The sequence below is a fragment of the Gordonia polyisoprenivorans genome (genome assembly GCF_017654315.1).
GTDB classification, from domain to species: Bacteria; Actinomycetota; Actinomycetes; order Mycobacteriales; family Mycobacteriaceae; genus Gordonia; species Gordonia polyisoprenivorans_A.
Window position 1 is genome coordinate 2,238,627 of the sequence record NZ_CP072203.1, and the last position, 21,383, is coordinate 2,260,009.

Genomic DNA, 21,383 nt, shown 5'->3' on the forward strand with positions numbered 1-21,383 from the left:
TGTACTCCGAACAGTGTGGCACGATTCCGGCCCGATCCGTCAAGGGATTGACGCGGTCCGTGATCGCGTCACAGCCCGCAACCCGATGTGATTGACAACACAGTGGTCGTCGAAGCGGGCGCAGTAATGATGAGGGTGAGGTCAGGTTCAAGTGGCGGTGTAGCGTCGGACACACCCGGAGGAAGGAACTCTGACGTGAGCCAGGCGCCGACAACGCTGTTCGTGGCCAACCGAGGTGAGATCGCGCTGCGGATCCTCCGAACGGCGTCGGAGCTCAGCGTGCGCACCGTCGCTGTGTACTCCGTCGACGACGCGGACGCTCCGCATGTCAGAGCGGCCACCACGGCCGTCGCACTACCCGGTACCGGGCCCGCCGCCTACCTCGATGCTTCGGCACTGGTGTCGGCCGCCGTCTCCGCCGGTGCGACGATGGTTCATCCCGGGTACGGATTCCTCAGTGAAGATGCCGATTTCGCCGACGCGTGCCGTACCGCCGGGCTCCGATTCGTCGGCCCGGATTCGCGTGTCCTGCGCACGTTCGGCGACAAGGCCGCTGCCCGGGACGCGGCGGTATCGGCGTCGATTCCGGTGCTCGATGCGACCACCTCCGGCATCGACGAACAGCAGGCTGCACAGTTTCTGCGGGTACATCCCGCCGGGATCATGCTCAAAGCCGTCGCCGGTGGAGGGGGACGGGGCATGCGTCCGGTCACCTTCCCGGCCGATCTCCCCGCTGCGTTTCGCGCGTGCACCGCCGAAGCTCGGATGGGCTTCGGCAACGCCGCGTTGTTCGCCGAGGAACTGCTCACGGGTGCGCGCCACATCGAGGTCCAGGTCGTTGCCGCTCCCGCCGCGGACGGCACGGTGCGGGCACTCGCGCTCGGCGACCGGGACTGCAGCGTGCAGCGCAGACGGCAGAAACTGGTCGAGATCGCACCGGCACCGGACCTCGACGACGAGATCCGGCACGGCATCCACCGCGCCGCGGTCGTGCTGTGCGCCGCCCAGGACTTCCGTGGCCTGGCGACCGTCGAATTCCTGCTCGCCGCCGAGAGATTCGTCTTTCTCGAGGTCAATCCCCGCATCCAGGTCGAACACACGGTGACCGAAGAGGTGACCGACGTCGAGCTGGTGGCCACCGCGCTTCACATCGCCGCCGGCGCCACCTACGAGGAACTCGATCTGCCTGCCGGTATTCTCGCCACGGCCGACGGTGTGAGCGGCACTGTGGCACAGGCGCGCGGCGTGGCGGTCCAGGCGCGGGTCAACGCCGAGCGGATCGGCGCCGACGGAACCACGACCCCTGATTCCGGTGTGCTGAAGGTCTTTTCGGCGCCGACCGGCCCCGGAATCCGCGTCGACACGCACGGCCGGCCGGGTCTGACGCTGAGTCCGCGGTTCGATTCCTTGCTGGCCAAGGTGATCGCCCACACCCGCTCCGACGACGTCGCCGTCACCGCCCGCAAACTCGACACGGCACTACGCGACTTCACGATCGGCGGCGTCGAGACCACCATCGATCTGCTCCGGGCCGTACTGGCGGCCAAGGAATTCGGGACGGCCGCACTGACCACTGACTTCGTCGAGCAGAGTCTGGCCGAATTGAGCGCGGCCGCAGACCGGTTCGCCGGCGAGCGTGCGAAAGCGGCGCCCGCGGGCGACATCCCCGCCCGCACCGACATCAGCATCGGCACCGACGAGCGGGTGATCACCGCCCCGATGGCGGGCGTCGTCGTCTCCACTCCCGCCACCGATGCCACGGTGGCCGGCGGCGAGGCGCTGGTGATCCTCGAGGCGATGAAGATGGAGCACGTCGTCACCGACCCACGCCCTGTCGAGGTTCGACGCAGTCTCGTCGACCAGGGCCAATCCGTCAGCGCCGGAACGCCTTTGCTGGTGGTCACCGACGCCGACCACGGCGACGCCGACGTGAACGCGACGGCCGCGGACCCCGACCACATCCGTCCCGATCTGGCCGAGGTGATCGCTCGCCACGCCGTCACGCTCGACGAGGGGCGTCCCGATGCCGTTGCCAAGCGGCACCGGCGCTCGCGCCGCACCGCTCGGGAGAACATCGCCGACCTCATCGATCCCGACAGCTTTACCGAGTACGGTGCGCTGGCCCTCGCGGCCCAACGCACCCGCCGCAGTGAAGCGGATCTTATCGCCAACACCCCGGCCGACGGCCTGGTCGGCGGGGTCGCGACGATCGGCGCCGACCGCTTCGGCGCTGCCGCCGCGGAGGCCGTGGTGATCTCCTACGACTACACCGTCCTCGCGGGCACGCAGGGCATGCGTAACCATGTGAAGACCGACCGCCTGCTGGAGGTGGCCCGGCGCAAGCGGATTCCGCTCGTACTCTTCGCCGAGGGCGGTGGTGGGCGGCCCGGCGACACCGACGCCCTCGGCGCCGCTGGGCTCGAACTCGACACCTTCCGGTCGATGGCGGGCCTGCGCGGGGCGGTGCCGACGGTGGCCATCGTCTCCGGCCGCTGCTTCGCCGGCAACGCCGCACTCGCCGGCGCCTGCGACGTCCTCATCGCCACTCCCGACGCCAACATCGGAATGGGAGGACCGGCGATGATCGAAGGCGGTGGTCTCGGGGTATTCGCTCCCGAAGAGATCGGACCGGTCGACGTGCAGACCCGCAACGGCGTCATCGACGTGCTCGCGCGCGATGAAGCCGACGCCGTGGCCACCGCACGGAACTACCTGTCCTACTTCCAGGGTGACCTCGACCGATGGGTAGCACCCGATCCGCGATCGGCGCGACACGTCGTCCCGGAGAACCGCTTGCGCGCCTACGACATCCACTCCGCCATCGAATCGATCGCCGACGTCGGATCGGTGCTGGAGCTACGACCCGTCTTCGGCCGCGGCATCGTCACCGCGTTGATCCGGGTCGAGGGGGTGGCCTATGGGCTGCTGGCCAATTCCAGTCGACACCTCGGGGGAGCGATCGACGCCGAGGCCGCCGACAAGGCCGCCGAATTCCTGACGCTGTGCCAGGCACACGGACTGCCCCTCGTGACGCTTTGTGACACACCGGGTTTCATGGTCGGTCCGGAGTCCGAGGAGCAGGCGACGGTACGTCGATTCGGCAACTTTTTTGCCGCCGGTGCGCGATTGACCGTACCGTTCGGCACCGTGATCCTGCGCAAGGGTTACGGGCTCGGCGCGATGGCCATGGCCGGCGGGTCGTTCCACGCACCGGAATTCACCATCGCGTGGCCGACCGGGGAGATCGGCGGTATGGGCCTCGAAGGTGCGGTACGCCTGGGCTTTCGCAAAGAACTCGACGCCGTCTCCGACCCCGCCGAACGGGAGTCCCTGTTCGCTGATCTCCTCGCGAAGGCCTACGAGCACGGGAAGGCGTTGCACTCGGCCACCACGTTCGAACTCGACGACGTGATCGACCCGTCGACCACCCGGCACTGGATCCGTCAGCTCGGGCGATCACGTTGAGTTCAGATGACGGGGAGACCCCAGTTACTCGCGAAAGGCGAAACGAATGACAATGCTCCCGGATCTGCACGGCCGCACGGCCCTGGTCACCGGTGCCTCGCGGGGGATCGGTTCGGCTGCGGCCGCAGCACTGGCCGCGGCCGGCGCCAATGTCCGGGCCGCCGAGGAATGCATCCAACTCCATGGTGGCATCGGCATGACCTGGGAGTATCCCGCCCACCTGTATCTCAAGCGTGCCAAGGCCGACCAGCTGGCGCTCGGCAACGGCTCTCACCACCGTGGCCAGCTGGCTGAACTCGTGGCCCTGGCCCCGTCTTCTTCCTGGCGGTAACCGCAGGTGAGAGCGCTTCTCGTGGCTTCGGCGCGCCGTGGACCCGGCACCGCGGGCACGCTGCGATGTCCTAGACTCGCTTAGGTGACCCGGACCCGCCGCCCCACCTCGCGTGCCCCGCGGCCCGCGGAACCGGAGAGCCGGGCCGATCGCAAGAACCGCACCCGGCAGGCACTGCTGGAAACCACGCTGGACCTGGTGAGTGAGCGCAGCTTCGCCAGCATCAGCCTGCGGGAGGTCGCCCGCGGCGCGGGGATCGTCCCGACGGCGTTCTACCGACACTTCGCGTCGATGGAGGATCTCGGCGTCACCCTCGTCGAGGATTCGATGCGGATCCTGCGTCGCACACTGCGCGAAGGCCGGCGCGATCTCGCCGCCCGTCAGGCGCTGCCGACCGCACAGAATTCGTTGGCGATCCTGTTGCGCCACGTGCACGAGCACGAGACCGACTACCGCTTCCTGATCCGCGAACAGCACGGCGGGGTCGCCGAGATCCGTCGCGCGATCGACACCGAACTGCGGTTGTTCTCCAAGGAACTCGCCATCGATCTGTCGCGCATCCCGGATCTCTCGCAGTGGCAGCCCCAGGATCTCGAACTTGCCGCCGAACTCATCGTCACCATCATGCTGACCGCGGTGGCCGACCTGCTCGACGGTGAACACCGCGGACGCGACGCCGAGGCCGACATCGTGCACCGCACCGAGCGGCAACTGGTGATGGTGTTCCTCGGCATGGGGCAGTGGAAGAGCGGGTAGGCAGCGGCGAGTGACGCGCCGGTTCAGGTGGACCGCCGCGTCGAGGGTTTTCACGCACGCCGATTTCAAGGGTGGGCCGCGCCGGCTTCCCGGGTGAAGATGGCCGACGTTGTCGCGCACCGCGTCCTGGGTGCGTCGCGTTCACATGACGAGCAGGAGACCCGTGTCCACCGAGAAGATCGCCGACGAGATCAAGTTCGCCTACTGGGTGCCCAATGTGTCCGGTGGGCTGGTGACCAGTGACATCGAGCAGCGGACCAGCTGGGACTACGAGTACAACGTCAAACTCGCGCAGACCGCCGAGAACAACGGCTTCGAGTACGCGCTGTCCCAGGTCCGTTACGAGGCGTCCTACGGTGCGGAGTTCCAGCACGAGTCCACCAGTTTCAGCCTCGCGCTGCTACTGGCCACCCAGCGCCTCAAGCTGATCGCCGCCATCCACCCGGGCCTGTGGCATCCGGCCGTGCTCGCGAAGTTCGGTGCGACCGCCGACATCCTGTCGAACGGACGCTTTGCGATCAACGTCGTCAGCGGATGGTTCAAGGACGAGTTCACCCACCTCGGCGAGCCGTGGCTCGAGCACGACGAACGGTACCGCCGCAGCGCGGAATTCCTCGAGGTGATCCGCAAGATCTGGACCGAGGACAACGTCGACTTCCGTGGCGACTTCTATCGCATCCACGACTTCACCCTCAAGCCCAAGCCGCTCAACACCCCCGAGCGTCCCAATCCCGAACTGTTCCAGGGCGGTAACTCGACCGCGGCCCGCAACAACGGTGGCCGCTTCTCCGACTGGTACTTCTCCAACGGCAAGGACTTCGACGGCGTCACCGAGCAACTTGACGATCTGCGTGCCGTCGCACAGGCCCACGAGCGTGAGGTGCGCTTCGGGCTGAACGGCTTCATCATCGCCCGCGACACCGAAGCCGAGGCCCGCGACACCCTGCGCGAGATCGTCGAGAAAGCGAATCGTCCTGCGGTGGAGGGCTTCCGGTCGGCGGTGCAGCAGGCAGGCAACTCCACCGGCAACAAGACCGGTATGTGGGCCGATTCCTCCTTCGAGGATCTCGTGCAGTACAACGACGGTTTCCGTACCCAGCTGATCGGCACGCCCGAGCAGGTCGCCGAGCGAATCGTGGCCTACAAGCGTCTCGGCGTCGATCTGATCCTCGGTGGATTCCTGCACTTCCAGGAAGAGATCGAGTATTTTGGCGAGCGTGTCCTCCCCCTCGTCCGAGAGCTCGAAGCCGCTCAGCGCAGCACCGTCGGCTGAGATGAGCATCACCACTTCCGCGGTGCGGGCCGATCGTGGCGCCGCGCGGCTGGATTCGGCCGCGCGGGCCCGGGCCGCCGCGCACGCCCTCGCCGATCGATTCGCCTCCGGCGCCGCCGAACGCGACGCGCAGCGACGGCTGCCCCACGACGAGATCGACGAGCTGTCGGCGAGCGGGCTGCTCGCCATCACCGTGCCGGCCCGATTCGGTGGGCCCGACCTGGCGCCGAGCGTGGTCGCCGATGTGACCCGCATCCTCGCCGCCGCGGATCCCAACATCGCGCAGATTCCGCACAGTCACTTCGTCTATCTGAACCTGCTGCGGCTCGCAGCGTCGGAAGAGTTGGCACGCAAGCACTTCGACGCCGTGCTGCGCGGCGGCCGGGTGGCCAACGCGCAATCCGAGCGCGGCGGTAAGACGATCGCCGACATCTCCACCACGCTCGTCGCCGACGGTCCAGGCCGGTTCCGTCTCGACGGCGAGAAGTTCTATGCCACCGGCTCGTTGTTCGCCGACACGCTGGCCGTGCTGGCCCGTCACGACGCCGACGAACACCTCGACGGCGGTGAGTACGTGGCGTTCATCCCCGCCGACGCGCCCGGGGTGGAGCTCGTCGACGACTGGGATGCCCTGGGGCAGAAGACCACCGGCTCGGGAACGGTGCGGCTGCGGGGTGTCGCCGTCGATGCCGCAGACCTCGTCGCCCGTGCGCCCGCGGTCTCCCGGCCCACCGGATACGGTGCGTTCGCCCAGTTGCTGCACGTCGCGATCGACGTCGGCATCGCACGCGGCGCCCTCGACACCGCCGTCGAGTTCGCGCGCACCAGTGCCCGACCGTGGTTCGAGGCCGGTGTCGAGCGGGCCGTCGACGATCCGCTGTTGGTGCAACGATTCGGTGAGCTCGGCGTCGACCTCATCACCGCCGAGGCGACCCTCGACGCCGCCGGACGTGCGGTCGACCGGGCCACCGGGTTCACCCCGAGCGACGCCGCCACCGCCGACGGTGATGACGCTCATCTGGGCGCGGTCGCCGACGCGTCGATCGCGGTGGCCGCGGCCAAGGTCGTCGCCGACCGCGTCGCCACCGGCATCGGATCAGCGCTGTTCGAGGTGGGCGGCACCCGCAGCGCTGCTGCCGGCACGGGCTTGGATCGCTTCTGGCGCAACGCCCGAACGCACACTCTGCACGATCCGGTGCGCTGGAAACTGCAGCACATCGGACGCAAGGTCCTGCGCGACGAGAACCCGCCCGTACACGGTGTCATCTGAGCGAATGAATCGCCGCTGAGACGATCGCGAGGTCGTTCACCCGGACCGCCGACGACGGTCGATTTGTCGGTGTGCACCGTTATGCTCACAGCATGTCAACGAGTCGCGTCAACACCCAGTTCGGGCCGTATCGCCTGGACGAGTTGCTGGGTCGGGGCGGGATGGGTGAGGTCTACCGGGCCTACGACACCACCAAGGACCGCGAGGTCGCGCTCAAACTGCTCAATCCCGGCCTCGCCGACGACGCCGTCTACCAGCAACGGTTCCGGCGCGAATCCCACGCGGCCGCGCGGCTCGGCGAACCCCACGTCATCCCGATCCACGACTGGGGAGAGATCGACGGTGTGCTGTTCATCGACATGCGACTCGTCGCGGGGGAGGATTTGCGCGCGCTGTTGCGGCGCGAGCATGCGCTCGCCCCGGCGCGGGCGGTCACCATCATCGAGCAGGTGGCCTCGGCGCTCGACGCCGCCCACGCCGACGGTCTGGTGCATCGCGACATCAAACCCGAGAACATCCTCGTCGCGCAGAACGACTTCGCCTATCTCGTGGACTTCGGTATCGCCCACGGTTCCGACGACACCCACCTCACGCAGGCCGGCACCGCCATCGGGTCGATCGCGTACATGGCGCCCGAATTGTTCGACGCCGTCCCGGTGAGCATTGCCAGCGACATCTACGCACTCACCTGTGTCCTTTTCGAAAGCCTCACCGGCCGCGTGCCGCATCCCGCCGACACGATCAGCTCGGCGATCAAGGCCGCGGTCATGTCCCCGCCTCCCGCACCGAGCAGTGTCAACGCAGAGGTGCCCCGGGCGATGGACGCGGTCATCAGCCGCGGCCTCGATCCCGAGCCGACGCGACGCTACGGCAGCGCCACCGAACTCGCCTCGGCGGCCCGCGCCGCACTGACCGGCGAGGCCGGTGACGGCACGACGACGATCGTCCCGACCGCCATGCCCGGACAACCCGGCCCGAACCTGAGCAAGGCTCCGCCAACCGTGCTCGGTGCTGCCGCGGCGAACGACGAGGCGATGCGCGCCACCCAGATCCGACCGTCGGGGCCCGTCGGGCCGATCGGTCCGGTCGGCGGTGGGAGCACACTCAATGTGTCGGGGCCCCAGAACTATTCGGGACCCCAGAACTACTCCGGACCCCAGAACTACTCCGGACCCCAGAACTACTCCGGACCCCAGAATCTGTCGGGGCCGCAACAGTTCTCGGGCCCGCAGGTGCCCGGCGGCATGCCCCCGGGGTACCCGCCGTACGGGCAACCCGGCTATACCGAACCGCGGCGGGACCGTTCGCTGGTCGTCGCGGTCACCGCCGTGATCGTGGTGGCCGTCCTCGGTCTGCTCGGCGTCGGCGCCTACTGGTTGTTCACGCGCAATTCGGGCGACGACTCGACGGCGCAGTCACCGACGACGACCACGATCACCGCGGCCCCGCCGATCACCAACCAGCCCACGGTGACCGCCGCGCCGTCGTTCCCGCCCAATGCGGTTCCCTGTGATGCGACGTCGGCGATCGGCTCGCAGGTGACCAGCTGTGCGTTCGCTCAGGCGGTGCGCGATGCGTACAACAATTCGGGTGCCTACGGTCAGTCACGCCCGGTGGTCGCCTACAGCCCGGTCACCGGGCAGGCCTACACGATGGCGTGTGCCCCACAGGGTTCGGCGGTGGTGTGTCAGGGTGGCAACAATGCCGTCGTCTATGTCCTGCCGTGATGTCGCGCCCGGGCGGATCGTGGCACAGCGTGCCGCACCGACCGGTGACCGGGAAACGCAGGTGAGGGGAGTGTCGATGGGGAAGCGACGTGGCCGAGCGGTGAGCGTGTGGGTCGCCGGCGTGGCGCTCGCCGTTGCCGGGGTGATGGTGATGACTGGCTGCGCGACCACGGAGTCGCCGGCACCGCGATCGACGGTCACCGTGTACGCCTCGCCCTCCTCGTCGACCTCGGCCGCGGCGTCGGCATCGTCGACGCAGCCCAGCGCCGGCGCGAATCCCGCTCTGGCCGCCGGATTCCGACGCGTCGCCGGCGGGACGGGACTGCGGGTGGGCATCGCGGTCGCCCCGGTCGGCCCGAATGCGACGGCGAGCCTGCTGCTCGGTGACCGTGATCCGGGCGTGGCGTGGTCGACGATCAAGGTGCCGCTCGCGGTGGCCGCCGAACGCGAGAACGGGACGTCCACGGCGGAGAGCAACGCCATCATCAACTCCGACAACCAAGCCGCCGAACAACTCTGGGCGTCGCTCGGCAGCAACACCGAGGCGTCGGCCAAGGTGACCGCTGTACTGCGCGAGGGCGGCAACCCGAACACCGTGGTGCCCTCGCAGCAGTTGCGCTCGGGCTTCACGATCTTCGGGCAGACCCGCTGGACGCTGCCGGATGCGGCGACCTTCGCCGGGCATCTTCCGTGCATGCCGGGCACCGGTCACGTGCTCTCGCTGATGGGACAGGTCGCCGGCAACCAGCAGTGGGGTGTGGAGATCATGCAGATCCCTAAGTCCACCGCCGTCAAAGGCGGATGGGGGCCGGGCGTCGACGGAGCCTACCTGGTGCGGCAGATCGGCGTCCTCACCTACCGCGACGGTCAGCAGAGCGCGGTGGCGATGAGTGCCGTCGGCGGGTCGATGTCGTCGGGGACCGCGGCGCTCAACGCGCTCGGCAATTGGCTGAACCAGAACACCGCCGCCTTGCCGCGCGGCCGGTGCCGCTGACCCCGACCGCTGACCCCACCACTGATCACCACGAGCTGACGCGCGTCGGCGGCTCGCCCCGATCGTCGGACGCCGCACATTTCCCGGTCACGGCCCGCACACGGTGCGGTCTCGGTTCATCGGCCGGGCAGGCGGCGCTGCCTGGTTGGCCGTTAGACTTCCTGATGTTACTGAAGTGACTCAGGAGGCGTGTGTGGCGTTGTGGAAGCGTTGGACGGTGGCGTGTGCGACAGCACTCGTGGTGGCAAGCGCAGGTCTCGCCGGTGCCGGCGTGGCAGGTGCGGCCCCCCTACCGTTTCCTGTCCCGGCGATGCCCGCGCTCCCGCCCCTCCCCGAACCGCTGCGCAGCTGGCTGGCCCCTCCGCAGGAGGCGCTGACCAAGTCGTTTGCGCCGTTCCAGAAGTCGCTTGCCAAGACCACCCCCGGTGCGATCGGCCTCGCTCTCGCTCCGGTCGGGTCGGATTCGGTGATCTCGTTGGGCACCTTCACCACAGGAAGAGCGTGGTCGACGCTGAAGGTGCCGGTGTCGCTGGCCGCCGAACGTCGGCTCGGCTCGGCGGTGGTCGACGACGAGACCAAGGCCATCACGGTGTCCGACAACGACGCGGCGGGGGACCTCTGGACGCAGCTCGGTCCCGGCGCGACACCGGTCGATGCGGTGACCGCGGTCCTGCGCGAGGGCCACGACCTCAACACCCATGTCAGCTCGCAGCTCGACTCGGCGACGTCCTATCCCGGCTACACCATGTGGGCGCTGGCCGATCAGGCGATCTTCGGGGCACACCTGCCCTGTATGCCCGGTACCGATCGCCTGCTGGCCCTGATGGGTGCGGTCGGGCCCAACCAGCGATGGGGCGTGGCCAACCTCGCCCGGACCAACCAGAAGGTGAGCGCCACGGCCGTGAAGGGCGGCTGGGGCCCGGGCACCGGGACGTCGTCGGCGTTCCTGGTGCGTCAACTGGGCATCATCACCGTCCCCGGTGGTCAGGTGGCGGTGTCGATGGCCGCCGTCCCGCGCAGCGGCAAGCTCTCCGATGGCACAACGATGCTCACCAAGATCGGTGACTGGATCGGACGCAATCTCTCCTCCGTCCCCACCGGACGGTGCTGACCGGGCTGATCTCGCGCTGAGGTCAGTCCGGCATCGAATGCCTGCCGGTGCGCGGTGGCGGTTCCGGTGCGCGCCGCGGTGGCGGTTGGTGGATTGGCGACTCCCGAATCGGGGTCTGTGGTGCCGGCGTCCCTTGTGCCGATGCCTGTTGTGCCGGTGCCTGTCGTGCCGGTGCCCGTCGCGCGGGCTCCGGGTGGGGGGATTCGACTCGCGACGACGCCGGTCGTGCCGGCGCCGTTCGTGATTCGGTGACCGGTGCGTCGGGGGCTTCGGCGCTGGGGCCATCGGCGGCGACACGCGCACCCGACGGTCGGGCCAGGGCCGCAGCGATGCCTGTGGTGAGCGGTACCGACAGCGCGATGGCGATACCGCCGACAAACGATCGCGCCAACTCGACGGCGACGGTGTCACTGGTCAGCAGCGAACCGAACGGCTGGCGGGCCACCGAGAACAACAGCAACAGCGGCAGAGCGCTACCGGCATAGGCGAACACCAGGGTGTAGACGGTGGACGCGATGTGATCGCGTCCCACCCGCATCGCCGCGCGGAAGGTGGCCAGGCGGCTCGGTTCCCCGGCCGCGGCGAGTTCGAACGCCGCCGACGCCTGCGTGATCGTCACGTCGTTGAGCACGCCGAGCGTGCCGATGATGAACCCGGCGAGCAGTAGACCGCTGACCGAGATCCCTCCCTGGTAGACCTGCAGATTCGTCGTCTGATCGCTGGAGAGTCCGGTGAGGTTCATGGTGGTGATCGACGCCCAGCTCAGCACTGCGGCCAGCAGCAACGACATCAGCGTTCCGAGCAGGGCCGAACTGGTTCGCATGCTGATGCCGTGCGCGAGATAGAGCACCACGAACAGGATGGCGGCCGAACTGACCACCGCGACCGCCACCGGCGATTCGCCGTCGAGGATGGCGGGCAGCGTGAAGGCACCGAGCACGACGAAGGCGAAGACGAGTCCGATCAACGACCGCAGCCCGCGCCATGCGGCGACGAGGATGATCGCGCCTGCGAACAGGATCGCCCACACGATCGTCGAGGTGATCCGACCGAAGTCGAAGAACGTGTAGCGCAGTTGGCCGTCGGGGCCGGGGGTGGTGCTCATCCGGATCGCGTCGCCGATGTGCAGGGTGGGCTGGCCGGGCTGCGGGTCGTCGGGCGCGCCGAGGGTTTGCGCGGACGAGTCGGGCCCACTGCCGGATTGCGCCCGATTGGTGGGTACCTCCAGCAGCGTGTACTTCCCGGAATCGGAGCCCGAGGTGATCGACACGACGCTCTCGATGCACGGGCCGGTGCCCGCGCCGGAGATCGGGATGTCGGCGGTGTCGGCGATCGTCCCGACCATCTGGTTCAGGCAATCACCTCGGGTCTGGCTGACGATCTTTCCGTCGACGGCGTGGATCGCGCCGCCGTCGGCGCTCCGGAACTGTGCGGGGATCGGATGCTCACCCCCCGAGGGCCACAGCAGCACGATTCCGGCGATCATCGCCAGCCCGAACACACTCAGCGCACCGATGACGATGCGTCGTGCCATCGGCGTCAGGTCGGCGGCGATGTCGTTGAGGGAATGGGAGTGACTGTGGCCGTGCCCGTTTCGCGGTGCCCGTCGCCTTCGGGCGGCTTTGTCCGGACTGTCGGGCGTCGCGCCGCGCTCGCTGCTCACCACGCCACCCTATGACGCCGGCACCGCGTGATGGGTGATAGGCGTCGCCGACGACGCGCGGGCCGGGCGACGACTATCGGGTCGGCACCCTCCCACGCGCGGCCGCGCGCACCGAGTCGTCAATGGTCGAGTTCGCGCCGCCGACACGGAACGACGCGCCCCGATGGTTGTCGGGGAGCAGGTCGCCACGTCCGAACAGCTTGTGACGCAACGTACCCGGCGTGTACTGGCGACGGTAGACCCCGCGGCGCTCCAACGCCGGGATGACGTGGGTGACGATGTCGGCGAAGGACCCGGGTGTGACGGCGTAGGCCACGTTGAAGCCGTCGACGTCGGTGTCGTCGACCCAGCCCTGCAGGGCCTCGGCGATCTCATCACCCGACCCGATGAGCACCGGTCCCATCCCGCCGATGCCGCCCCATGCGGCGATGTCGCGGACCGCCCACTCGTGGCCCGATTCGTCCGCCTGGGAGAAGGCGGCGACAGCGGACTGGATGGCGTTGCTGTGCACGTTGCCGATGGGTTCGTCGAGATCGTAGGAGGACAGGTCCAGGCCCATCCATCCCGACATGAACACCAGCGACCCCTCGTCGCTGGCGTAACGCCGATACTCGGCGGCCTTCTCGCGGGCGGCCTCCGGCGTCGAGTCGGTGATGATGGTCAACAGCGTGTAGATGCGGGCATCGTACGGGTCGCGGCCGGCGGCGACGAGTTCCTCCCGGATCTTCGACACCACTTCGCGTAGAACGTTTTTGGTGGGTGCGGCGACGAAGATGGCCTCGGCGTTGGCCGCGGCGAACCGACGGCCGCGCACCGACGCGCCGGCCTGGTAGATCACCGGACTGCGTTGTGGGGACGGCTCGGACAGATGGATGCCGGGCACCGTGAAGTGCTCGCCGCGGTGGCCGATGTGATGGACCTTGTCGGGGTCGGCGAACACGCCCGCGGCCCGGTCGCGGCGTACCGCGTCGGATTCCCAGGAGCCCTCCCACAGTTTGTAGAGGACGGTCAGGTACTCGTCGGCGTGGTCGTAGCGGCTGTCGTGCTCGAGTTGATCGGCGGCGCCCATGTTGCGGGCCGCCGACGGCAGGTAGCCGGTGACCACATTCCAGCCGAGCCGACCGCGCGTCAGATGGTCCAGCGTCGACAGCCTCCGGGCAAACGGGTAGGGATGCTCGAATCCCGTGCCGGTGGTGATCCCGAATCCGAGGTGTTCGGTCGCATACGCCATCGCCGACACCAACAACAGTGGGTCGTTGACGGGGATCTGCGCGCCCTGTCGGATCGCGGCCTCGTCGGTGCCGCCGTAGACGTCATAGGTGCCGAGGACATCGGCGATGAACAACCCGTCGAATCCGCCGCTCTCCAACAGGATCGCCAGGTCGACCCAATAGTCGAGAGTGTTGTACTCCCACGAGCGGTCATCGGGGTGGCGCCACAGCCCGGGGGATTGGTGCGCAACACAATTCATGTCGAAGGCGTTGAACCGGATCGGACGCCGGTGCAGGGACGAGGCAGAGTCGGACACCCCGCCCATGGTGGGCAAGGCGAGCACCGGTGACCAGGTTTGGGATCGGCGCGAGGCAAAAGTTTGCGTGAGCGTCGACAAGGGTTTCTGCCGTACATGCATGCGCGGAGTGCAATACCGGAGTAGGTGTGGAGGCATGAGAGCCACCGAAGTACTCGCCGACGGATTCGGACGCGTCAAGGAGAACGTGCACGCCGTGCTCGACGGGATCGAAGAGGTACGCCTGTCCTGGCAGCCCGCGCCCGGCGCGAACACGATCGCCTGGCTGGTGTGGCATCTCGCGCGCGTGCAGGATGCGCAGATCGCCGACGTTGCGGGCACCGATCAGATCTGGACCTCGCAGGGCTGGTATGACCGCTTTGCGTTGCCGTTCCCGCCGGCGGCGAGTGGGTATGGGCAGAGCCCCGACGACATCTTCCGCGTCGTCGGACCAGCGGAGTTGCTGCTGGGCTACTACGACGCCAGCCATGACGCCACGCTCGAGTACCTCGCCCGCGTCGGCGATGGAGACCTCGATCGGGTCATCGACGACAACTGGGATCCGCCGGTGACCCTGGGGGTGCGGCTGGTGAGCATCCTCGACGACGACGCCCAACACGTCGGGCAAGCCTCCTATCTCCGCGGCCTGAACGTCGACCTGGGCTGACCTTCTGCCCTCTCAACGCCGACAGCGCCCGCCAGTCCGCCTCAGATCCAGCCGCGTTCGCGGGCGACGCGGGCGGCCTCGGCGCGGGTGGCGGTGCCGGTCTTGCCGATCGCCGACGACAGATGGTTGCGCACGGTGCCGGCCGACAGATGGACCTGCGTGGCGATGGTCGCCACCGTCGCCCCCGACAACGCTGCGCGCAGCACCTCGGATTCGCGTTGGGTCAGCGGATTGTCGCCGCTGGTGAGGCTCTCGGTGGCCAACGTGGGATCGATGACGCGTAGACCCGCGTGCACTCGACGCACCGCGTCGGCCAGTTCGCTTGCCGGAGTGTCCTTCACGACGAAGCCGGACGCGCCGGCGTCGATGGCGCGTCGTAGGTACCCCGGGCGGCCGAAGGTGGTGACGATCAGCGAACGCACCCCCGGCAGGTGCCGTCGCAGGGCGGCCGCGGCCTCGATGCCGTCGGTGCCGGGCATCTCGATGTCGAGCAGGCACACGTCGGCGGCGTGTTCGCGCGCGGCGTCGACGACCTCGTCGCCACGGCCGACCTGGGCGACCACCTCGAGGTCGGTCTCGAGGTCGAGTAGGGCGGCCAGCGCGCCACGTACCAGGGCCTGATCGTCGGCGAGTAGTAGGCGGATCGGTTCACTCATCGTCGACCACCGCCGTCAACGTCGTTCCGTCGGTGTCCGATTCGATTGTCAGGGTGCCGCCTGCGGACTCCACCCGTTCGATCAGTCCGCGTAATCCGTTGCCGGGAACGGCTGCACCGAGTCCGCACCCGTTGTCGTGGACCGTTAGTGTGGCGTCGTCGATCCGGACCTCGCACTGCGTGGCGTGGCTGTGCCGGACCACATTGGTGACGGCCTCCCGCAGTACCCACGCGAACAGTTCCCCGTGTGGGGTGTCCGGCCGTGGATCGGGAAGTGTCGCAGTGATATCCGCGGCACGGAAGGCGCTTTGTGCGGACGCGATCACGCTCGGCAGGTCCGGGGTGCGCAGGGCTCCGACGGTTGCCCGGACCTCGGCGAGTGCGGAGCGGGCCAGCGCATTGACCTCGGCCATCTCCTCTTTCGCGCGTTGCGGATCCAGATCGACGAGGCGACCGGCCAATTCGGTTTTGATGGTGATCACGGTCAGTGAGTGTCCGAGGATGTCGTGGACGTCGCGGGCCACCCGCTCCCGTTCGGCGACCACCGCCAACTCGGAATTGAGCTCACGCTGGCGCTCCTCGGCGCGTTCGCGCTCGCCCTCACGCACGGCGATCGTGCGAAAACCGAGCATCGTGAACCCGACCGCGACCAGGACGATGACGACGCTGACGTCGATCTCCCACCCGGCGATCGTCGGCACCGCCACCGACGCGACGATCACCGCTGCCACGGTGATTGCCGCCCACAGGGTGGGGAAGCTGAAGGCGGCGACGACCATCAGGAAAGGCCCTGAGCCGAAGGTGTTCTCGCCGATGATGGGCAGTAGCCCGGCGGCCAGGACAAGCAAAACCACGAAGACCCACACACCACGCGGTTCGACCTCGGAGCGACCGGTGAGCAGGTACACCGAGGCCAGGAGGTAGATCACGGCGAAGAGCCCGAGGAGAACGAAGCCCACGGTCTTGGTGGTGTGGCTGTGATCGGAGGTGGCGACCGCCCCGATCGGGTACGCCAGGAACAGCATCCAGATAGCAGTGAACACCCAGCGCAGGTTGCGCCAGGGTGCCCACCGGTCGGTCGTGCGGTTGCTCATCATCTCCGGATTCTGCTGGTCGGCGGTCCGATCACTGCCGTGTCGTACTGCGACTGTAGAAGAGGGAGGCGGTCGAGGCGAAGATCACCGCCCAGATGATGACGTTGGCGACGGTCACCCAGAGCGAGATGTGGGTGCCGTACACGGTGACACCGTGATCGAGCGGATAACGAGCGAGCGTGACGACTCCGAACATCGGGGTGAACTGGGCGATGGTGAGCATGACACCCTTGAGGGGGACGAACACGTTGCCGGCGAAGGCCAACAGCGCCAACACGCCGCCCATCACCTGCATTGCCCCGTCGGATTTCATGATGCTGCCCACGGCCAGACCGAAGGCGGCGAACACCGAAGCGCCGATCCATCCGAGCAGCAGGCAGGCGATCCACACCCCGACCGGGGCGTGGGCGCCGGTGGCGATCCCGGCGACGGTGAGCACCAGGATCGGCAGCGCCCCCATCGCCAACGCGACGCACACCTTGGTGGCCACGTATCCGGTGGGTTGGAGCGGCGTCATCATCAGGGTGCGCGTCCAACCGGCCTGCTGTTCGAGTGCCACCGACGCAGCATTAGAGGCGGCCGCGAGGACAGCGCCGTAGACGGCCATGCCGATCAGGACGTAGAACGCGACATTGCCTGAACCGACTGTGTCAGAGGTCTTCTGGGTGGCACCGAATACGAGATACAGCAGACCTGGCATGGCGACGGTGAAGATCAGGGCACGCCGATTGCGCAGGACGCGGCGGATGTCGGTGCGCATGTACAGGGGAGCGGGAAGGAATCCGCGGAGCGCGGTGTCGTGTGACGCCGATCGAGGGGCGGCGGCTGAGGCCGAGGCGGTGGTCATGGCGCGAGCTTTCTGTCGAAGGGTGGTGGAGTCAGGCAGCGGAGGTGAGTGCGAGGAAGGCGTCTTCGAGGTTGTGCGTGGCGATTTCGACCTCGCGGGCGTTCGTGCCCGTCAGCAGGGCACGGGCAAGTGCATCGGAATCCTTGGCGGACAGGTAGATCCGCCCACCGCGGCGTTCGACGACCTCGAGGTCGGGGATGGCGCGGGCAACGGCGGCGAGTTCGGATTCGTCCACGATCGCCGAGACGACACGCCGGCTGGCCATCGCGCGGATCTCCGAGGTGGAGCCGTCGGCGACGATCCGACCGTGCGCGATCATGATGATGCGGTCGGCGAAGTCGTCGGCCTCGTCGAGGTAGTGGGTGGCGAACACGACGGTGCGTCCGTGTCGGGCATCGGATCGCATGGCGGACCAGAAGTTTCGGCGCGATTCCACATCCATGCCCGCGGTCGGTTCGTCGAGGACGATGAGGTCGGGGTCGGGCAGGGTCGCCAGCGCGAACTTGAGTCGTTGCTGTTCACCGCCGGAACAGCGGGACACCTTGCGTCCGGCCAGATGCGCGATGTCGGCACGGGCCATCGCCGACTCGGCGTCGGCGCTACGGCCGTGCAACGAGGCGATGATGCGGACGGTCTCTTCGACGGTGAAATCGGGCAGCAGACCACCGTTCTGGAGTACCGCGGCGATACGTCCGCCGCGAGCCGCAGACCGCGCGCCCTGCCCGTACACCTCGACCGAGCCCGAATCCGGTTGGGTCAGACCGAGGATCATGTCGATCGTCGTGGTCTTACCCGCGCCGTTGGGGCCGAGGAAGGCGACGACCTCTCCGGGTGCAACGGTCAGACCGAGGCCGTCGACGGCGGTGACCCGACCGCCGTCCCCGCCCCGGAACGTCTTGCGAAGATCTCTCGTGCGGATTGCTGGTGTGTTCATGCATCTCACGATGCCGTCGATGCGCCGCCCGTCCCCAGAGCAGATGTCATCGATCGTCCATGACGTTTGTCATGTGTCGTGTCGCCGCACCCCTTCGACATCCGCTTCGTTGTCGTCGGTTGTTGCTACGTGGGGGATTCGTTGCGTCGTTGCCTTGCGGCGTCTCCAGGCTCCTCGCCTGGCGGCTCGTCGTACCTCGACGATCGGGTGAAGCGCCTCGTTTGTCGGGAATCGTCCCCCGTCCGATGGTCGAGGACGGTGGTCGTGGTCGTGGTCGTGGTCGTGGTCGCCGCCCCTATCCGATGGTCGAGGAGCGCCGAGTGAGCGCAGCGAGCACGTCGCGTCTCGAGACCAACTGTGCGGCAAGGCTGGTATGCGCCGGTTACGAATATGGTTTCCACCGGAGCGGGTGGGCGACCCGGAAATTCGGGCTTTTTGGGCCGTTTTTGTGGAAGTTGTATTCGTAGTCGGCGGTTGTCGCCAGACCGGCCGGTTAGGTACGGCGTTGTCTCGCCGCGTCTCGGGGCTCCTCGCCTGGCGGCTCGTCGTACCTCGACGATCGGGTGAAGCGCCTCGTTTGTCGGGGATCGCCCCCCATCCGATGGTGGGCAGACTAATCCGACTAACGCCAGCAACCCTGCAGTGTCTGGAAGTCGCCGGCGAAGGCCATTCCCGTTCCGGTGCAGGTGGGTCCGTGCACACCATCGACGGTCACCGATGCGCCGGGTCCGGCGATGCCGATCGCCAGTCCGGGTCGTACGCCGGTCATGGTGACGGAGGCGTTGGGGCCGATGGCGATCGCCGCGGGCCCGGCGTAGTTGGTGGCGGTAGAACTGGCGTGGCCGCCGTCGGCGGTGATCGCCAGGCTCAGACCGGTGTTCGACGCACTGGCCGAACAGCTCTCGCTGGAGGCGGTCTGGCCCGGCAGGGCCGGACAGACCCTCGGCGCGGCTGCGGCGTGCGGTGCGGCGGTGAAGGCAATCGCGCCGGCTCCCGCGGTGGCGATGGCGAATCCGAGTGCGAGGCGGGCTGGTGAACGCATGGTGTTGCTCCTCGATGTCAGTGATGGGCGGACATCAGGGGTTCGGTGTGCTGCGCGTCACGGATTGCCCGCGATATCCACGCGATGGTGTGGTGCGTCAGCCGACGTGAATCACGGGCCTGCGTGCGACATCGGGCTCGGCCCGGCGCACCACCTCGCGGGTCACCGCCGCCACCTCACCCTGCCCGATGAACAAGAAGCGCAGGATGTTGACGATCGGATTGTCCTCGCTCCATTCGAAATAGACGTTGGGTACGAGGTCGGTCCAGTCGCGGATGGCAAACAGGGTGGACGCGATCGTGTTCGGTACCGCCGCCGAGCTCACCCACAGGATGCGGAATCCGCCCTCGTGATAGCGCCCGTGGATTTCCAGGTCGGTGACGAAGTCCGACGAATCGGTGACATTGACTTCCAGGAACACGATCTGATCGGCGTCGGGAATGTGGCTCTCGGCGCGTTGCTGCAGTTCCTTCTCGCGATATTCGACCAGGGAGCGATCGTCGGGGTCGTGGGTGACGATGTGGATCTCGCCGGCCAGTGCGGCACCGTCGATGATCTGCTGAGCAGTCTCGTCGAACGTGATCTCCCCGCTGCGCAGCTCGAACGAGCGACTGACCCGGGATGCGAACGACAGGATGAGGATCGCGGCGATGAAGAACGCGGCGACCTGCACACCCTCGGGGCGTTCGATGATGTTGGTGACGGTGGTGTAGCAGAACACCAGGGCGATACCGCCGAAACAGATGGTGGCCACGCGTCGGCGATGTTTGCGTACCGAGAGCATCACCGCGATGGCGGCCGAGGTCATCAACACCAGCACACCGGTTGCGTACGCCGAACCCTGTTTGTCGACCGAGGCGTCGAAGTAGATCGTGACACCGGCGGCGATCAGGATGAACACGACCACCAGCGGGCGGTTGGCGCGCGCCCAGTCCGGTGCCATGCCGTACCGCGGGAGGTAGCGCGGAACGAGGTTGAGCAGTCCTGCCATCGCCGACGCCCCGGCGAACCACAGGATGAGAATCGTACTGATGTCGTAGACCGTGCCGAAGGCGTTGCCGAGGTCGGCGTGGGCGAGGAAGGCCAGGGCACGTCCGTTCGCCTGGCCGCCGACGTCGAACGCCTTCTCCGGGATAAGGATCGTGCACACCAGGCTGCTGGTGATCAGCAGGATGCTCATGGTGACCGCGGCGGTGGTCAGCAGTCGGCGGGTACCGGCGATACGAACGGTCGGGCGATTCGGTGGATCATCCGGCGAGCCGTCGATCTGGGGCATCACCGCCACACCGGTCTCGAATCCGGACAAACCGAGTGCGAGTTTCGGGAACACCAGGAGCGCAATCGCGATCATCATCCATGGACTGCCGTGTTCGGCGGTCATGGCGTGGCTCCAGTCGACAACGACGTGGGGCGAGGTCGCGATGCGCCACAAACCGTCGGCGATGACCACGACGTTGAGTGCGAGATAGATTGCGACGAGCCCGACGGCGACCGCGATGGCCTCGGTGAAGCCGCGCAAGAAGATCGCGGCGAGGAAGGCGAGGAACACCAGGGTGATGGCGACGTTGTGCCCGGTGAAAATGTCCGGGACGAACGGATTCTCGATGAAGTGCGCGGTGGCGTCGGCCGCCGAGAGTGTCATGGTGATCAAGAAGTCGGTGGCCGCGAATCCGAGCAGTACGAGGACGAATACCTTTCCGCCCCACCACGGTAGGAGTCGCTCGAGCATCGCGATCGACCCGGAGCCGTGCGGTGAACGTGCGGCGATGTATCGATACACCGGCAGCGCGCCGAACAGCGTCAGGGCCACCAGCACGATCGTGGCCAATGGTGCGATGGTGCCGGCGGCCAGTGCTGCGATGCCTGGTTGGTACCCCAGCGACGAGAAGTAGTCGACGCCCGTGAGGCACATCACCTTCCACCACGAGTGGGTTTTTGTCTCGGTGTTCGTGCGCCGGTACGGCCCCATCAAGCCCGCGGGTTCGGGAGAGATGTCGGACAGGAACCACCGTCTCAGCGTTCCGTGCGGCATCGTCGTCTTCGGCAT

16 protein-coding genes and 1 pseudogene are annotated in these 21,383 nt (G+C 67.7%); 9 read left to right on the top strand and 8 right to left on the bottom strand.

The genetic code is table 11. The features are described from left to right. Positions 1-195 precede the first annotated feature (195 nt). The 8 genes and pseudogenes from J6U32_RS10000 to J6U32_RS10035 all read left to right on the top strand — a co-directional run bounded on the left by J6U32_RS10000 (position 196) and on the right by J6U32_RS10035 (position 10,927). Positions 196-3,465 carry an acetyl-CoA carboxylase family protein gene (locus tag J6U32_RS10000; RefSeq protein ID WP_208795156.1) on the top strand — a complete coding sequence of 1,090 codons (3,270 nt, stop codon included), beginning with the start codon at positions 196-198 and terminating at the stop codon, positions 3,463-3,465. A gap of 97 nt (positions 3,466-3,562) precedes the next feature. Continuing rightward, a pseudogene (locus tag J6U32_RS10005) lies at positions 3,563-3,796 on the top strand (acyl-CoA dehydrogenase family protein); the annotation flags it as partial. 84 nt (positions 3,797-3,880) lie between these two features. Next, positions 3,881-4,552, top strand: coding sequence for a TetR family transcriptional regulator (locus tag J6U32_RS10010; RefSeq protein WP_094602501.1), 672 nt, complete (start codon positions 3,881-3,883; stop codon positions 4,550-4,552). Between the two features lie 163 nt (positions 4,553-4,715). Then, on the top strand, positions 4,716-5,825 hold the full coding sequence (sfnG, locus tag J6U32_RS10015) for a dimethylsulfone monooxygenase SfnG (protein ID WP_014359358.1): 1,110 nt from the start codon (positions 4,716-4,718) through the stop codon (positions 5,823-5,825). Position 5,826: 1 nt separating this feature from the next. Then, positions 5,827-7,095, top strand: a complete 1,269-nt coding sequence (locus tag J6U32_RS10020; protein WP_208795158.1) for an SfnB family sulfur acquisition oxidoreductase — start codon at positions 5,827-5,829, stop codon at positions 7,093-7,095. A gap of 92 nt (positions 7,096-7,187) precedes the next feature. Then, positions 7,188-8,822, top strand: a complete 1,635-nt coding sequence (locus J6U32_RS10025; RefSeq protein WP_208795160.1) for a serine/threonine-protein kinase — start codon at positions 7,188-7,190, stop codon at positions 8,820-8,822. A 76-nt stretch (positions 8,823-8,898) separates the two neighbouring features. Then, on the top strand, positions 8,899-9,816 hold the full coding sequence (locus tag J6U32_RS10030) for a hypothetical protein (RefSeq protein WP_244332773.1): 918 nt from the start codon (positions 8,899-8,901) through the stop codon (positions 9,814-9,816). Between the two features lie 193 nt (positions 9,817-10,009). Continuing rightward, the gene (locus J6U32_RS10035; protein ID WP_208795162.1) at positions 10,010-10,927 is read left to right on the top strand and encodes a hypothetical protein; all 918 of its coding nucleotides are present in this window, start codon (positions 10,010-10,012) and stop codon (positions 10,925-10,927) included. A 22-nt stretch (positions 10,928-10,949) separates the two neighbouring features. Here the strand turns inward: J6U32_RS10035 and J6U32_RS10040 are convergent, their stop codons facing one another. Together J6U32_RS10040 and J6U32_RS10045 are read right to left on the bottom strand one after the other, a co-directional pair. Beyond that, positions 10,950-12,593, bottom strand: a complete 1,644-nt coding sequence (locus tag J6U32_RS10040) for a YibE/F family protein (protein WP_208795164.1) — start codon at positions 12,591-12,593, stop codon at positions 10,950-10,952. Between the two features lie 70 nt (positions 12,594-12,663). After that, complete coding sequence (locus J6U32_RS10045) at positions 12,664-14,127, bottom strand: LLM class flavin-dependent oxidoreductase (protein WP_208796048.1); 1,464 nt, start codon at positions 14,125-14,127, stop codon at positions 12,664-12,666. 127 nt (positions 14,128-14,254) lie between these two features. On the opposite strand from J6U32_RS10045, the gene J6U32_RS10050 reads away from it, so the two are divergent. Then, on the top strand, positions 14,255-14,764 hold the full coding sequence (locus tag J6U32_RS10050) for a mycothiol transferase (protein WP_208795165.1): 510 nt from the start codon (positions 14,255-14,257) through the stop codon (positions 14,762-14,764). 41 nt (positions 14,765-14,805) lie between these two features. Here the strand turns inward: J6U32_RS10050 and J6U32_RS10055 are convergent, their stop codons facing one another. The 6 genes from J6U32_RS10055 to J6U32_RS10080 form a co-directional block, all read right to left on the bottom strand. Next, positions 14,806-15,420 (bottom strand): response regulator transcription factor, encoded by a 615-nt coding sequence (locus tag J6U32_RS10055; protein WP_208795167.1) that lies wholly within the window; start codon positions 15,418-15,420, stop codon positions 14,806-14,808. Next, positions 15,413-16,516 carry a sensor histidine kinase gene (locus tag J6U32_RS10060; protein ID WP_208795169.1) on the bottom strand — a complete coding sequence of 368 codons (1,104 nt, stop codon included), beginning with the start codon at positions 16,514-16,516 and terminating at the stop codon, positions 15,413-15,415. The genes J6U32_RS10055 and J6U32_RS10060 overlap by 8 nt, the downstream gene beginning before the upstream one ends. Before the next feature lie 28 nt (positions 16,517-16,544). Continuing rightward, on the bottom strand, positions 16,545-17,360 hold the full coding sequence (locus tag J6U32_RS10065; RefSeq protein WP_208795171.1) for an ABC transporter permease: 816 nt from the start codon (positions 17,358-17,360) through the stop codon (positions 16,545-16,547). A gap of 31 nt (positions 17,361-17,391) precedes the next feature. Further along, positions 17,392-18,294, bottom strand: a complete 903-nt coding sequence (locus J6U32_RS10070) for an ABC transporter ATP-binding protein (RefSeq protein WP_208795173.1) — start codon at positions 18,292-18,294, stop codon at positions 17,392-17,394. Positions 18,295-18,916: 622 nt separating this feature from the next. Then, positions 18,917-19,336, bottom strand: a complete 420-nt coding sequence (locus J6U32_RS10075) for a hypothetical protein (RefSeq protein WP_208795175.1) — start codon at positions 19,334-19,336, stop codon at positions 18,917-18,919. A gap of 97 nt (positions 19,337-19,433) precedes the next feature. Beyond that, positions 19,434-21,305 (bottom strand): amino acid transporter, encoded by a 1,872-nt coding sequence (locus J6U32_RS10080; protein WP_244332919.1) that lies wholly within the window; start codon positions 21,303-21,305, stop codon positions 19,434-19,436. Positions 21,306-21,383 lie beyond the last annotated feature (78 nt).